This is a genomic window from Aequorivita sp. CIP111184 (genome assembly GCF_900489465.1).
In the GTDB taxonomy this organism is placed as follows: Bacteria; Bacteroidota; Bacteroidia; order Flavobacteriales; family Flavobacteriaceae; genus Aequorivita.
The window spans coordinates 206,317-220,645 of sequence record NZ_UEFQ01000015.1; the positions used below are offsets into that span (position 1 = coordinate 206,317).

13 protein-coding genes are annotated in these 14,329 nt (G+C 36.0%); 5 read left to right on the plus strand and 8 right to left on the minus strand.

All coding sequences use genetic code 11. The annotated features are described in order from the left end of the window. Positions 1-36: 36 nt before the first annotated feature. The 3 genes from AEQU1_RS05350 to AEQU1_RS05360 are packed head-to-tail and all read right to left on the minus strand — an operon-like array spanning position 37 to position 3,392. Entirely contained in the window at positions 37-1,113 is a 1,077-nt protein-coding gene (locus tag AEQU1_RS05350; protein ID WP_111879392.1) for an ABC transporter permease, read from the minus strand. Positions 1,114-1,118: 5 nt separating this feature from the next. Then, positions 1,119-2,828: a BT_3928 family protein gene (locus AEQU1_RS05355; protein WP_111879394.1), complete on the minus strand. Its 1,710-nt coding sequence runs from the start codon at positions 2,826-2,828 to the stop codon at positions 1,119-1,121. 18 nt (positions 2,829-2,846) lie between these two features. Further along, positions 2,847-3,392: a DUF1599 domain-containing protein gene (locus AEQU1_RS05360; protein WP_111879560.1), complete on the minus strand. Its 546-nt coding sequence runs from the start codon at positions 3,390-3,392 to the stop codon at positions 2,847-2,849. 186 nt (positions 3,393-3,578) lie between these two features. Between AEQU1_RS05360 and folP the strand changes: the two genes are divergently transcribed. Both folP and cdaA read left to right on the plus strand, forming a co-directional pair. Next, positions 3,579-4,352, plus strand: coding sequence for a dihydropteroate synthase (gene folP, locus AEQU1_RS05365; RefSeq protein ID WP_111879562.1), 774 nt, complete (start codon positions 3,579-3,581; stop codon positions 4,350-4,352). 49 nt (positions 4,353-4,401) lie between these two features. Continuing rightward, positions 4,402-5,175, plus strand: coding sequence for a diadenylate cyclase CdaA (cdaA, locus tag AEQU1_RS05370; protein ID WP_111879395.1), 774 nt, complete (start codon positions 4,402-4,404; stop codon positions 5,173-5,175). Here cdaA and AEQU1_RS05375 read toward each other — a convergent pair. After that, the gene (locus AEQU1_RS05375; protein WP_111879397.1) at positions 5,172-6,938 is read right to left on the minus strand and encodes an ABC transporter ATP-binding protein; all 1,767 of its coding nucleotides are present in this window, start codon (positions 6,936-6,938) and stop codon (positions 5,172-5,174) included. The two genes, cdaA and AEQU1_RS05375, sit on opposite strands and share 4 nt — an antisense overlap. Beyond that, entirely contained in the window at positions 6,938-7,681 is a 744-nt protein-coding gene (truA, locus tag AEQU1_RS05380) for a tRNA pseudouridine(38-40) synthase TruA (protein WP_111879398.1), read from the minus strand. The genes AEQU1_RS05375 and truA overlap by 1 nt, the downstream gene beginning before the upstream one ends. Before the next feature lie 106 nt (positions 7,682-7,787). On the opposite strand from truA, the gene AEQU1_RS05385 reads away from it, so the two are divergent. Next, positions 7,788-8,279: a metallophosphoesterase gene (locus tag AEQU1_RS05385; protein WP_111879563.1), complete on the plus strand. Its 492-nt coding sequence runs from the start codon at positions 7,788-7,790 to the stop codon at positions 8,277-8,279. A gap of 100 nt (positions 8,280-8,379) precedes the next feature. Here AEQU1_RS05385 and AEQU1_RS05390 read toward each other — a convergent pair whose 3' ends face one another. Beyond that, complete coding sequence (locus AEQU1_RS05390; RefSeq protein ID WP_111879400.1) at positions 8,380-8,790, minus strand: DUF4293 domain-containing protein; 411 nt, start codon at positions 8,788-8,790, stop codon at positions 8,380-8,382. A gap of 200 nt (positions 8,791-8,990) precedes the next feature. On the opposite strand from AEQU1_RS05390, the gene rho reads away from it, so the two are divergent. After that, positions 8,991-10,748 (plus strand): transcription termination factor Rho, encoded by a 1,758-nt coding sequence (gene rho, locus AEQU1_RS05395; RefSeq protein WP_111879401.1) that lies wholly within the window; start codon positions 8,991-8,993, stop codon positions 10,746-10,748. A 227-nt stretch (positions 10,749-10,975) separates the two neighbouring features. Here rho and AEQU1_RS05400 read toward each other — a convergent pair whose 3' ends face one another. After that, positions 10,976-11,890 carry a T9SS type A sorting domain-containing protein gene (locus AEQU1_RS05400; protein ID WP_111879403.1) on the minus strand — a complete coding sequence of 305 codons (915 nt, stop codon included), beginning with the start codon at positions 11,888-11,890 and terminating at the stop codon, positions 10,976-10,978. 107 nt (positions 11,891-11,997) lie between these two features. Here AEQU1_RS05400 and AEQU1_RS05405 point away from each other — a divergent pair, with 107 nt between their 5' ends. Continuing rightward, positions 11,998-13,734 carry a M14 family metallopeptidase gene (locus tag AEQU1_RS05405; RefSeq protein ID WP_111879405.1) on the plus strand — a complete coding sequence of 579 codons (1,737 nt, stop codon included), beginning with the start codon at positions 11,998-12,000 and terminating at the stop codon, positions 13,732-13,734. Here AEQU1_RS05405 and AEQU1_RS05410 read toward each other — a convergent pair. Beyond that, a complete protein-coding gene (locus AEQU1_RS05410; RefSeq protein ID WP_111879406.1) occupies positions 13,696-14,325 on the minus strand; it encodes an NUDIX hydrolase in 630 nt (209 codons plus the stop codon). The genes AEQU1_RS05405 and AEQU1_RS05410 overlap by 39 nt on opposite strands. Positions 14,326-14,329: the final 4 nt, after the last annotated feature.

The window sequence follows — 14,329 nt, forward strand, 5'->3', positions numbered from 1 at the left end:
AAAATGATGTACTAAATTACTGACTACTAAAAATTTTTATTGCCTACTTATTTTAGGATCGAGCCAACCGTAAATTATATCCACAAAAATATTGATTATAATGAACAAGGTGGCTATAACTATCACGGCTCCCATAATTACTGGTAAATCCAAAGTATTCAATGCATTTACAATTTCCTTTCCCAAACCGTTCCATCCGAAAATATATTCTACAAAAACCGCTCCTGCAAGCATGGAGGCAAACCATCCAGAAATAGCTGTTACTACAGGATTTAGAGAATTTTTTAAAGCATGCCTTTTTATAATTTGATAAAAAGAAAGACCTTTTGCTTTTGCCGTGCGAATGTAATCTTGGTTTAGAACCTCAAGCAGTGAGTTTCGCATTAATTGGCTCACTACAGCAAGTGGGCGGATTCCCAAAACAATTGCGGGAAGTATTAAGTTTTTCCACTGAATGTATTTTCCGTTACCGAAATCATCAACTTCATAAAGACTTCCGGTCATATTCAAGTTTGTGTATTCGTGAAGCAAAAAACCAAAAAACCACGCAAAAATAATTGCACTAAAAAAAGAGGGAACGCTCATCCCCAAAGTGCTCACCAATTGTATCATTTTATCGATAAAGCCATCTTTAAATAGCACCGAAATAATTCCCAAGAAAACACCGATAATCATTGCAATAATAATTGCAGAGACTGCCAATATAAATGTGTTGGGGAGGGTTTCTGCAATCACTTCGCTTACCTCCTTTCCATTCTTTTGAAAAGATTCCCGCAAATAAGGAGTCTTTAAAACTACAGTTGTATTTCCCACAGAAAGCAATTTTAGTGCATTGTATTTTCCGTCGGAAAGAAACGTGTAATCTTCAGGATTTTTACTGTGGAATGATATAGGCGATAGATCATTCAAATATCTTACATATTGAATAGAAACAGGTTGATCAAAACCGTATTTCTTTTTTACTACGGCAAGTTGTTCCGCAGTTTCATTTTGACCCAGCATCATTCGCGCAGGATCACCGGGAAGTATTGTAAATAATAGAAAAATTACAGTTACAACCCCAAACAATGTGAGCAAAGCATAACCTAATTTTTGAAGTATGTAGCTTATCAAATCGTCTATTTTATTTGTTCCATAGTACGCGGCTGATAAATAAAGTCATCTCCAAAAAGAATTTTTGCATAATCTTCAATGGTTTCTTCAAAACCAGCTTTCTTTCTTCTTTGGTTAACAGTTTCGGGATTTTCTATAGGCCAAATGAAAGAACCGCGTTCATCATCATAGCTCATTCCTTGAGTGCCGTATATTTGCAGTTTTCCTTCCATCATCAAATAGCGATCTTCCATCATTGCCGCGGAAGTTTTAGGAATTTCGCCAGCTTCAGCAGCTTTTTTAACTAATGGTAAATAAAGCGGAATTTTATCAGGATTATGCTGTAAAACATTCCAAGCTATTAAGCTTGATTCTTCACCAACAACCGATTTGCCGGGATATCCATTATTAAGAAAATACCTTTCAACGAAAACCATATTAACACTATCCAAAACTCGCTGCATTTGAGAAAGATCGCCGCTGTACTCAGCTTCGGATAGTCCCATGCCTTCACCCAATTTTTTTCTTTCTTCCAAAGATTGTGCTTGCATAAGCAAACGGTATTTTTGGTCGAGTACTGCAATACTGTCCAAACGCTGTTTCAATGAAAGGTCCAATTTTGGTTTTGCATTTTCAACCGTAGGAAGTTCCAATTGATCCGCATCATTCCAATGAAGTTTTTGTTTGATGGTTCCGTTATCCAGCTCTAAAATTCCAGGATTACTGCGGACGATGGTTTTCAGTGTAGTTTCATCACAGAAATAAAACTTAAAATTCAATTTATATTCTTCCGTCAAAGCTTCCGTCATTTGTTGTGAAGATGCGGAAAGACCAATCACATTATACCCATTTTTCAATGCTTTATCGGTAATCTCTTTTATTGGAATGTAACCGTCTTTTTCTGTATTTCCTAAGCTATAAGCAATGATAACAACAAGATTTTCCTCGTCCAAAAACTGGGCTGTATAATCCTCTCCATCCCTTTCCATAGTGAAATCGTGGATTGGCGGTGAGTAACCTTCTTGGATCATTTCGGTTTCAGTGCTTATTAATTCACCTTCAACTTGAGGATATTCGCCGTTTGTTGTTATTACTTTTTCTTCACCATTAACGTTGAATTTCCACTTATACTCATAAACTGGAGCAGGAGCATCTTCAGGAACAGCCATGCCGTCTTTAATATTTGCGCCAATTTTATAAGGACGAAAATCTATAATTGGAAGGTGCAACAACACGTAATAAGTTATTCCAAGGCACACCACGAAGGAAGCAAAAATGAGGATGCTCCGTGTTCCCTTGGTAAAAATCGGCTGAATATATTTTCTTCCAAAGAATAGAATTAAAATCAAAACCAATAGCACAATATCTTTACTAAAAGATTCCCAAGGCGTAAGTTTTATCGCATCACCAAAACAGCCGCAATCTGTTACTTTATTAAAATATGCTGAATAAAACGTGAGAAATGTAAAAAAGACAATCATCAATAAAAGACACCAAGAAGTGAACTTTTTTAGATAGCCCAAAAGCAGCGCCACTCCTAATAAAACTTCAAAAATCACAACAAATATTGCAATTAGCAATGCATAAGGAACCAAAAAACCAAGATCCAAAACTTCGGGCGCGAAATAGTCTTTTAGTTTAAATGAAAAACCAACTGGATCGTTCAACTTAATCAATCCACTGATTATAAATAAAACGCCAACAACTATTCGTGATATTCCTACTAATATTTTCATTCCTCTCTTTGTTTAATATTATTCTTTGATTTTTTCTAAATGAATTAGCGCAAACACCGCATAATTAATCATATCCTGATAATTTGCATCAATCCCTTCGGAAACTAAGGTTTTACCACTGTTGTTTTCAATTTGTTTTACACGTAATAATTTCTGAAGAATTAAATCTGTTAAAGAACTTACTCGCATATCGCGCCAAGCTTCGCCGTAATCATGATTTTTATTTAGCATCAACTGTTTGGTTTTGGCTACTTGCTCATCATAAAGTTGGGTGGCTTCTTCTAAGGAAAGATCGGGCTGTTCCACTACGCCTTTATCCAATTGAACCAAAGCCATAATTGAATAATTTACAACTCCAATAAACTCGCTAGTTTCGTCTTCAGCAATTTTTTGTTCTTTATTTTTTTGCAAACCGCGGATGCGTTGTGCTTTTATAAAAATCTGATCGGTTAACGAAGGAAGACGAAGAATACGCCACGCACTTCCATAGTCGTGCATTTTATTGATAAACAGCTCTCTGCATTTTTCAATCTGATCATTGTATTGATTTGAAGTATCCGCCATTAGTGATGTGTAAGATTTTGCGTAAATTTCGCTTAAATAGTTCAAAGTTCAAAGTTGAACGCTTAAAGTTATTCGCCAAAGGGCACATTGACTAAAAGTTTTTGAATTTTGAAAGCTAAAAAGTTTAAAAAATTGCAGACCCTTAATTGCCGCGGCAAACTCATAGACCTATCTGTGCCCAAAGTGATGGGCATTATTAACGTAACGCCCGATTCATTTTATGACGGCGGAAAAACTTTTGCTAAAAAGGATATTTTAAAGCAAGCTGAAAAAATGCTTTCGGAAGGTGCTACATTTTTAGATATTGGTGGCTACAGTTCACGACCAGGTGCAGATGAAATTTCTGAAAAGGAAGAAATAAGAAGAGTTGTTGAAGCCATTAAAAGCATTTTAAAAAAATTTCCCGAAACCATCATATCTATAGATACTTTTCGAAGTGAAGTCGCAAAGAAAGCTGTTGAAGCAGGCGCAGCAATTATAAATGATGTTTCTGGTGGAACACTAGATGCTGAAATGTTCAAGACAGTTGGAAAACTGAACGTACCTTACATACTGATGCATATGCGCGGTACTCCAAAAACAATGACAAAACTGAACGATTACAAAAATGTTACTGTTGATGTTTTAAAAGATTTATCTGAAAAAATTGCACGCGCCCGGGCGGAAGGAATTAATGACATTATTGCAGATCCAGGATTTGGTTTTGCAAAAAAACGCGAACAAAGCTTTCAGTTATTAAACAACCTTGAACTCTTTCAAAATTTAGACGTGCCGATTTTGGTTGGCGTTTCCCGAAAATCTATGATTTATAAAACATTGGAAACTTCTGCAGAAAATGCATTGAACGGAACCACTTCACTCAATACCATTGCACTTTTAAAAGGGGCATCAATCTTAAGAGTACACGACGTAAAAGAAGCCGTGGAATGTGTAAAATTGTTTGAAAACCTAAAATCTTGATCGCAAATCATTAAATTTTTTAAAGTACTTTTACAAAAAACGCACACCTTTGGATTTTCTCGACATACGGATCTTAGATATTGTGGACATCGTGCTGGTGGCTTTCTTACTGTACTATCTCTATAATTTAGTAAAAGGGACAGTGGCAATAAATATTTTGGTGGGAATTATCATAGTTTATGCGATTTTCATCGTTACACAACTTTTAGAAATGGAACTGCTGAGTAAGATTCTCGGTGGTTTTTTAGGGGTGGGAATGTTTGCTTTGATTGTTGTTTTTCAGCAGGAAATTAGAAAATTTCTATTGATGTTGGGTTCTACAAATTTCAATGCTCGCCGACGTTTTTTCAAACAATTTAAAATGATGGGCAGGGATTCAGGACCAAAAACGAATCTTGAAGGAATAATGAGTGCCTGCAAAAAAATGTCTGCTTCAAATACCGGAGCTTTGATTGTACTTCAACGAAACAATAGTCTGGATTTTGTGAAAAACACAGGAGACGAAATGAACCTTGAAGTAAACCAACCCATAATTGAAAGTGTCTTCTTTAAAAACAGTCCGCTGCACGATGGCGCTATGATTATTGAGGAAAACAGAATCACCGCAACCCGCGTAATTTTACCCGTTTCAAACGATCGGAAAATCCCGTTGCGTTTTGGTCTTCGCCACAGGGCAGCCGTTGGAATTACTGAAAAAACAGATGCCGTTTGTTTAGTGGTTTCCGAAGAAAATGGTACAATTTCCTATTTAAAGGATGGTGACTTTGTGCTTTTTGAAAATACGGACGAATTGCTGAAAATCTTAAAAAAGGATTTAAGTTAAATCGCTTCTTCTGCCATAAATTGGACCTCATAAAGATTTCTATAAAAACCATTTTGAAGTTTTAGCAATTCTTTGTGAGTACCTTCTTCCACGATTTTTCCAGCATCCATTACAATAATTTTATCAGCTTTTTTGATAGTTGCCAAACGGTGGGCTATTACTATTGAAGTGCGGCCTTTGGTAATTTTATCTGTAGCCGTTTGAATCATTTCTTCAGAATAGGTGTCTACGGAAGAAGTAGCCTCATCCAGCACTAAAATACTCGGCTTGCTTACATAAGCACGAAGAAAGGCTATTAATTGTCGTTGTCCGGAAGAAAGCATGCTTCCGCGTTCCTTCACATTATAATGATAGCCGCCGGGAAGCGATTCTATAAATTTGTGTACGCCAATTTCCTTAGCCGCAGCAATTACTTCTTCTTCGGAAATATTTGGATTGTTCAAGGTTATGTTGTTCAAAATTGAATCTGCGAAAAGGAATACGTCCTGCAAGACTACAGCAATTTGGTTTCGAAGTGAAGAAAGTTTATACTCCTTTACAGAAATTCCATCAATCATAATTTCACCGCTATTTATTTCATAAAATCGGTTTAAAAGATTGATAATCGTACTTTTACCTGCTCCCGTAGCACCAACTATAGCAATGGTTTCTCCAGGGTTTGCCTCAAATGAAATTCCTTTAATTACCTCTTCGTTTTCATTATAACCAAAATGTACATTTTTGAATTCAATTTCGCCTTTGGTGCTTATGTAATCAACAGTTCCCGTATCTGCAATGTGCGATTTGGTGTCGAGAATTCCAAAAACACGATTAGCTGCCACCATCCCCATTTGAAGCGTATTGAACTTATCTGCTATCTGCCGAAGTGGCCTAAAAAGCATTTCGGCATATTGGATAAATGCTGTAATAATACCGAGTGTAACAACTCCCCCACCAATCACGTTTAAACCTCCATACCAAACCACTAAACCTGTAGCTATGGCCCCCGTCATTTCAGCAATTGGGAAGAAGATGGAGTTATACCAAACAGTTTTGATCCACGCTTTTCGGTGATTTTTATTTATTTCTTGGAAACGTTCATATTCAGTTTTTTCACGGGTAAAAATCTGTACTATTTTCATCCCTGTTATCCGTTCCTGCACGAAGGTATTTAAATTTGCAACTTGGTTCCGAACATCTTCAAAAGCAACTTTCATCGCTTTTTGGAACACGCGTGTAGCGTAGAGAATAAAAGGGAGAACTATAAAAACTATTAACGAGAGCCTCCAGCTTTGCGTAAGCATAAACACTGCAATTACAAGCATTTTAAGTAAATCGCTTATAATCATAAAAAGTCCTTCACTGAAAATACTGGAAATAGTTTCAACGTCATTCACAGCTCGGGTTGTTAACCTTCCAACAGCACTTTTGTCAAAATACTGCATTTTAAAACTCATCATTAACCGAAAGAGTTTTTGGCGCATATCGCGTATTACACTTTGGCCGAGCCAATTTGTATAAAATATAAAGGCAAACTGAAAAATTACTTCAAGTAGCAGTACAACAATCATTAAGATGATGTACTTCATAAACCCTTCGCCATTTTTGGGCACCATAGAATTGTCAATTGCCAATTCTAAAAGATAAGGTCTCAAAACGGCAAGTCCAGACATTATAATTGCCGCAAAAGCAACAAAATAAAACACACCCTGGTAGGGCTTTGTAAAAGCCAACAACCGCTTAAAAAGCTTAAAATCGAATGCGTTTCCTGTAGTTTCTGCCATTATAAATGTATGTTATCGGGATAAACAACTTTTGTTAAATACAATCCATGTGCGGGAGCAGAAGCACCTGCCTCTTCCCTTCTCTTGCTGTCCAATATTTGTTGAAATTCTTCCAACGTTTTTTTTTCGTAACCTATATCCAATAGTGTTCCTACTATTGCGCGTACCATATTTCTTAAAAATCGGTCTGCTGCGATTGTAAAAATAAGGGTATTATTTTGCGTTTCCCAATAAGCTTTTACAATTGTACAATTGTACGTTTTTACGTCCGTTTTTGAGCGCGAGAAGCATTGAAAATCTTTATGATGCAATAGCATTTTAGCCGCTTCGTTCATCAAATCTACATTTGGTTTATTGTTTATTTGAAACGCGAAATTCTGTAAAAAAGGATCTTTTTTAAGTGATATAATGTATTCGTATTCCCTTTGAACGGCATTAAATCTTGCGTGTGCATCGTCTTTTACTTCAAAAATGTTTTTTACTGATATATCCTTTGGAAGAAAAGAATTCAATCTAAAAATCAATTCATCTTTGTCTTGAATTTCATCAAAATCAAAGTGCGCATAAAGTTGTTTTGAATGAACGCCGGCGTCAGTTCTACCAGCACCGGTAATTTTCAGTTTTTTCCGAAGCAAAGTGGAAAGTGTTTCTTCCAACACTTGCTGCACGCTAATCTGTTCGGGTTGGCGCTGCCATCCAAAATAGTTTCCCCCGTTGTAGGCTATTTCTATGAAATATCGCAATAGATTATTTTTTTCAGAATTGACAAAATTACGATTTACTAGCCAGCATTTCCTTTATAAATTTGAAAAACTTAAATACCTTCGCAATCTATCAATTCTGCATATTTTGAAAAAAATTCTCCTACTCAGCGACACTCATAGTTATATTGATGAAAAAATTCTCAAATATGTAAAACTGGCTGATGAAGTTTGGCATGCTGGTGATATTGGCGATCTTTCAGTTACAGACACCATAAAAAAACTGAAACCATTACGTGCTGTTTATGGAAATATAGACAGCACCGAAGCACGCATGGAGTTTCCCCTTCACAATCGTTTTATGTGTGAAGATGTTGACGTCTGGATAACGCATATAGGCGGATATCCCGGAAAGTACAACCCTTCAATCAGGCAGGAAATCTATTCCAATCCTCCAAAGATATTTATTTGTGGACATTCGCATATTCTTAAAGTGATGCCAGACAAAACCACTGGATTGCTTCATATGAATCCAGGGGCTGCTGGTAAGCATGGTTTTCAACAGGTGAGAACAATGCTTCGTTTTGAGATTGATGGCGAAAAAATCCAGAATTTGGAGGTTATTGAATTTCCAAAGTAAATTTTAGTGAAAGGCGAAATGCTTTGAAATTATCAAAAAATCAAAAAACCCCCAAAGGTGGCATCCTTTAGGGGTCTTGCACTAATATACCAAGATTGGTTTATCGTAAACGATCAACAGATTTTACAAGGTCCTCATCCCTTTTTACGGCCTTATTGGCCAGCACTAAAAATACGATAGAAATGATGGGAAAAAGCACCCCAATACCCTTCTCTGAAACAATAGTTTCTCCGGATAATGTTAGCAACCTGTAAACGAAAACTCCCAGTAATATAAAGTTTGATATGATATTTAAACGGTTAAGCACAAATTGTAGCTGTCGTTTTTTGAAACTTAAAATTGAAATAATAGCCAGTGCGATAGAAACGAAAATTAATCCAAAAACCAACGGCTCGTTTCGTTCAATAATTACCAAACCATCATCAGACAGCACAATTGGGAACCACATAAACAGAGCTCCCATAATTATGGCTGAAAATATTAAATAGATAGTTTGAATGCGTTGGATCATTTTCTAAAAATCATTTAGGCAGCAAAAATACGCTATCTTTTTAAAAAAAATAACAGTACTTTTTAATTTATTATTGTATTATTGCATTATCTATTCGTAACCAACTCAACAAAGGTTACTTAGTCTTCGAAAATTTTTTCAACGTACTTACCTTCTCAACAGGAACAAATAGTATCAACTTAAACTACAGTATTTTTTACATGTTTGAAATTTCAGATTTAAAAAACAAAAAGCTACCTGAACTCCAGGAGATAGCAAAAGAACTTGATGTGCCAAAATACCGCACTCAAAAAAAATTGGACTTGGTGTATCAAATTCTTGACTACCAAGCGGCAAATCCTAAGGCCGTAAAAGCAGTCCTTAAATCGGAAGAGCCTTCTTCAGAAGCAAAAAAGTCCGAACCAGCCACTTCCTCTACAAAGGATACGCAGGATAAAGAACAAAAACCTCGTCCAGAAAGGAACGATAATAGAAACAAAAAGCCACAGCCCAAAAAGCCGCATCCGAATAAAAAAAATGATGACGACAAAAAAGGGAGTGACAGCAACAAGTCTGATGACGACAAGCGTTCTAGCAATGACAAAGACGATAAGCGCTCTTCTAGTAATGATAAAGACGACAAACGCTCTAGCAACGATAAAAGAGACGATAAAAGACCGCAACACCAAAAATCAAATTCCAACGATAACGACAACAGACAAAAAAATCAACGGAACGACAATAGCAACTCTGATAATCGCCCTAAGCACCAAAACCATAAACAAAAGGATGGCAATGTGCAGGACAACAGAAGCAACGGAAACAAAGATTCCCGAAATCGTTATCGTGAGCCAGATTATGAATTTGATGGAATAATTGAAAGCGAAGGCGTACTCGATATTATGCAGGATGGCTATGGTTTTTTGCGTTCAAGCGATTACAACTATCTATCTTCTCCAGATGATATTTACGTTTCACAATCTCAAATTCGTCTTTTCGGATTAAAAACCGGTGATACTGTTTTGGGTGAAGTGCGCCCACCAAAAGAAGGTGAAAAATATTTCCCTTTAATTAAGGTGAATAAAATAAATGGTTTAAACCCAAATGTGGTTCGCGACCGTATTTCATTTGAACACTTAACGCCGCTTTTCCCACAAGAAAAATTCAACCTTGCTGATAAGCAGAGTACTATTTCTACGAGAATCATGGATCTTTTTACTCCTATCGGAAAAGGACAACGTGGTATGATTGTTTCGCAACCTAAAACGGGTAAAACCATGTTGCTGAAAGATATTGCAAACGCAATAGCTGCAAACCATCCAGAAGTTTATCAAATTATTCTTTTAATTGACGAACGTCCTGAAGAAGTTACAGATATGCAACGTAACGTTCGTGGCGAAGTGGTTGCTTCAACCTTTGACAAAGAGGCCACCGAACACGTGCGTGTAGCTAACCTTGTTATTGATAAAGCAAAAAGATTAGTAGAATGCGGTCACGATGTGGTAATTCTTTTGGATTCCATTACACGTTTGGCTCGTGCTTATAACACTGTACAGCCTGCAAGTGGTAAAATATTAAGTGGTGGTGTGGATGCAAATGCGCTTCACAAACCAAAACGTTTCTTTGGTGCTGCTCGTAATATAGAAAACGGTGGTTCTTTAACTATCATTGCAACTGCACTTACAGAAACCGGATCTAAAATGGACGAGGTTATTTTTGAAGAATTTAAAGGAACTGGTAATATGGAACTTCAATTGGATAGAAAAATTTCCAACCGAAGAATTTTCCCGGCCATTGACCTTACTTCTTCAAGTACTCGTAGAGATGATTTATTACTTGACGAAAACACTATTCAAAGAATGTGGGTATTGCGTAAATACCTTGCGGACATGAACCCTGTGGAAGCAATGGAATTCATCAACGACCGAATTAAACAGACTCGAAATAACGAAGAGTTCTTGATTTCGATGAACGGATAAGAGAAGTTATTTAAATGTATTATAGACCAGTTGTGGATTCACTTTCGCAACTGGTTTTTTTATGACGTGTAGGCAGTTTTATTATATTAAAACAAGTATACACAGTTCTTCATGCTTAACCCAACTTCTAATTACCCACTAAACTTTCCAGCCCTTTTATGTGAAATTTCCGCATAAAAAAACCCTAGCTAAAAAGCTAGGGTTTTAAATATTTAATATGTTATTACTTATTGCTTAACAACTTTTTGTGTGTAAGTACCAGCAGAAGTTTGAACTTTCAATAGATAAACACCTTGAGAAAGGTTTGATGTATTGATAACTCCATCATTATAAGAAACACCTGTGTCTCTTCCTAATAAATCAAATACAGAAACTTTGTTTACTTCAACAGTTGAAGGAACTTTTAAGTTTAAAGTAGTAGATGTAGGATTTGGATAAACAGCTACTTGAGAAAGAAGATTGCTTCCAGTAGAAAGAATTTCATCATCTCCAAGAACATTCCAAACCAAACCTTGAGTCAATCCTAATGTAGTAAAGTCTGTAGGTGTAGCAGCTCCACAATCTACAGCTTGAATATAAGAAGGGCCTGTTTGACCATCATTATTACATCCAAAACGCATAAAGTTTGTATCAGTACCATCATCAAAAAGAACCAATTCCATAACCATTTCTTCTCCAGCAGGAATAACTGCTGCTAAAGGAAGGTTTATCATAGTAAAAGCATCAGCGTTTGTAGCAAAGTAAACTGCAGTTCCTTGCAACGTTAATGTTCCACCAGGAAAAGAACCAGGAGTTGTAGAGTAAATGTTTGCGAAAATTTCGAAACCAGCAGGGGTTGTAATTGTACCCATTGCAAATTCTACTGCATTCACTTGAAGTCCATTAACAATTCCAAAATCTCCAGCAAGATCAAATGATCTAAAAAGATTATTATCACGGAAACTTGTAGGTGAAGCACAAGCAATCTCTTGACCAACTTCGATAGTTTGAGTATTACTTTGTGTAATAATTACTGGAGCTCTATTTGCATCTTGATTGATAAAGACAGTAGTTCCTGTGCTGCTAGAAGACGATAGCGTCGATTGAGCTTGAATTGACACTGCACTTATAAAAAGTGCGAATAAAAATGTAATTTTTTTCATAATATTTATAATTTTAAAGGTTTATAAGAACAATATTACAAAAAAAAATATAAAGTCTATATATTACAACAACAAATTCTAATCCTTTTTATTTATTTTTTAAATTCATGAAAACTACCTTAATTATCCTGCTTTTGTTTATTTCTCAGACCAAAGCACAACAATTAAATAGCAGTACTATTAAAGATTCGGAATTCAATCAAACATTAACTTACCAAGAAACCATCAACTTCTACTTAAATTTAGAAAAGAAATCTTCCACAATTACCGTTTTTGAAATGGGCCAGACCGATAGCGGCTTCCCACTGCATTTGGTAATTTTTGATCCGCAAAATAAAACTCAAGCGAAAAAGCAACAAGAATTTTCAAAAAACGGCAGAAATTTATTGCTGATAAACAATGGTATTCATCCTGGTGAACCCGATGGAATTGATGCGACAATGCTACTGTTTCGAGATTTTGCTGAAAATAAAATTCCAGCCCCCAAGAATACTATCATTGCAACTATTCCTATTTACAATATTGGTGGTGCTTTAAATAGAAACAGCACCAGCCGAACCAATCAAAATGGCCCTGAGGAATACGGTTTTCGGGGCAATTCAAGAAATTATGATTTGAATCGGGATTTTATAAAATCTGACACAAAAAATGCTCGCGCTTTCGCGGAAATTTTTCATTGGCTCAACCCAGATTTATTTATAGATAATCACGTAAGCAATGGCGCAGATTACCAATATGTACTCACCCATCTTTTTACGCAACACGACAAATTGGGTGGCGAATTAGGGAATTATTTACATACTTCTTTAATGCCACAATTAGAGGATTCGCTTCATCAAAAAAACTGGGATATAACTCCGTATGTAAATGTCTTCAACCAAGTGCCCGAAATAGGTTTTGAACAATTTATGGATTCACCGCGCTATTCCACAGGCTATACCACACTATTCAATACTTTGGGAATGATGGTAGAAACACATATGCTAAAACCTTACAAACAAAGAGTTGAGGGCACTTATCAATTGATGAAAAGTTTTATAAATATCGTAGATTCGGATGCTTCAAAAATAAAAATACTTCGTAAAAATGCTTTAGAAAAATATAAAACAGGAAATTATTACCCTATTTCTTGGGAAGTAGATTCTTCAAAAAACGCAACACTTAAATTTAAAGGTTTTGAAGGAAAAATGATTACGAGCAACATAACTGGCGCAGAACGTTTAAAATATTTCAGAGATAAACCTTTTACAAAAGAGGTGACTTATTACAATTATTTCAAGGCTACTGACTCCGTGTCAATTCCTTCGGCATATATTGTTCCGAAAGGCTATTGGAACGTTATTGAACTTTTAAAATTGAATAATATTGAATTTTCAGAAATTAAAAATGACACCGCTATTTCAGCCGAAGTGTACAGAATAGCAAGTTTTGAAACTGTGAAAAGTCCGTTTGAAGGGCATTATCTTCATTACAAAACGGAAGTGACGAAAAGCAAAGAAAACGTTACGGTGAAAAAAGGTGATATTTTAATTAAAACCCAACAGCCTGGTATTCGTTATCTATTAGAAACGCTGGAACCATCTGCTCGCGATTCATTTTTTAACTGGAATTTTTTCGATGCAATACTTCAGCAAAAAGAAGGCTTTTCACCGTACGTTTGGGAAGATATGGCTGAAAAATTCATAAATGAAAACCCGAAAATCAAAAAAGAGTTTGAAACAAAAAGGCGCAATGAGCCCGAATTTGCAAATAACTGGTATTTACAACTTGATTGGATTCATAAACAATCTCCGTATTACGAAAAATCACACCTCCGTTATCCTATCGTTCGGGTGGGTGGTTAGGTATTCCTTGGGAAAAAGTAATTTTATGTTTTCGTAAGAATCCCGAAGTGCCTTTTGCGATTTTTCAAAATTTTTCCACTTTACTTTTTTAATTCCCTCGGAAGGCTCGGGTATTAGGGGGCCATCATAATCACTGAACATTTCATACCAATACGTGATTTTTAGACGAAACTTATTGTTGCGCGTAAAAACATGATAGGTGGTCATTAAAAATTGACGAATTTCAAGATCCTTTACCCCAGTTTCCTCCACAACTTCACGAATAGCAGCTTGTTCGTGGGTTTCCCCTTTTTCAATTTTCCCTTTTGGAAGATCCCATTTTTTATTTCGGCGGATAAAAAGAATTTCCTTTTTACTGTTATAAACCAAACCTCCCGCAGCTTCCACTACCTTCATCTTTTTGCGTAGAAAGCGTTCCAGCTTTTCAGCATTTTTGTGGTAAAGGTTCACGTAGAGTAGCTCTCCGTTATTTATTTTTTTTACCAACTTTTTAAAACGAGCGTGTTTTAAAGGAATGGTGGTGTAATGCTCCCCAATATTTTTTTCCGTAGAAAGAATAATGGGAATATCTTTTACAAAAACTTTATACATTTGC

Coding starts and splice junctions, on each gene's coding strand:
- AEQU1_RS05400 (WP_111879403.1), bottom strand. CDS start 11,890: ATGAAAAAAATTACATTTTTATTCGCACTTTTTATAAGTGCAGTGTCA.
- AEQU1_RS05405 (WP_111879405.1), top strand. CDS start 11,998: ATGAAAACTACCTTAATTATCCTGCTTTTGTTTATTTCTCAGACCAAA.
- AEQU1_RS05410 (WP_111879406.1), bottom strand. CDS start 14,325: ATGTATAAAGTTTTTGTAAAAGATATTCCCATTATTCTTTCTACGGAA.
- rho (WP_111879401.1), top strand. CDS start 8,991: ATGTTTGAAATTTCAGATTTAAAAAACAAAAAGCTACCTGAACTCCAG.
- AEQU1_RS05375 (WP_111879397.1), bottom strand. CDS start 6,938: ATGGCAGAAACTACAGGAAACGCATTCGATTTTAAGCTTTTTAAGCGG.
- folP (WP_111879562.1), top strand. CDS start 3,579: ATGGGCATTATTAACGTAACGCCCGATTCATTTTATGACGGCGGAAAA.
- AEQU1_RS05355 (WP_111879394.1), bottom strand. CDS start 2,828: ATGAAAATATTAGTAGGAATATCACGAATAGTTGTTGGCGTTTTATTT.
- AEQU1_RS05360 (WP_111879560.1), bottom strand. CDS start 3,392: ATGGCGGATACTTCAAATCAATACAATGATCAGATTGAAAAATGCAGA.
- AEQU1_RS05390 (WP_111879400.1), bottom strand. CDS start 8,790: ATGATCCAACGCATTCAAACTATCTATTTAATATTTTCAGCCATAATT.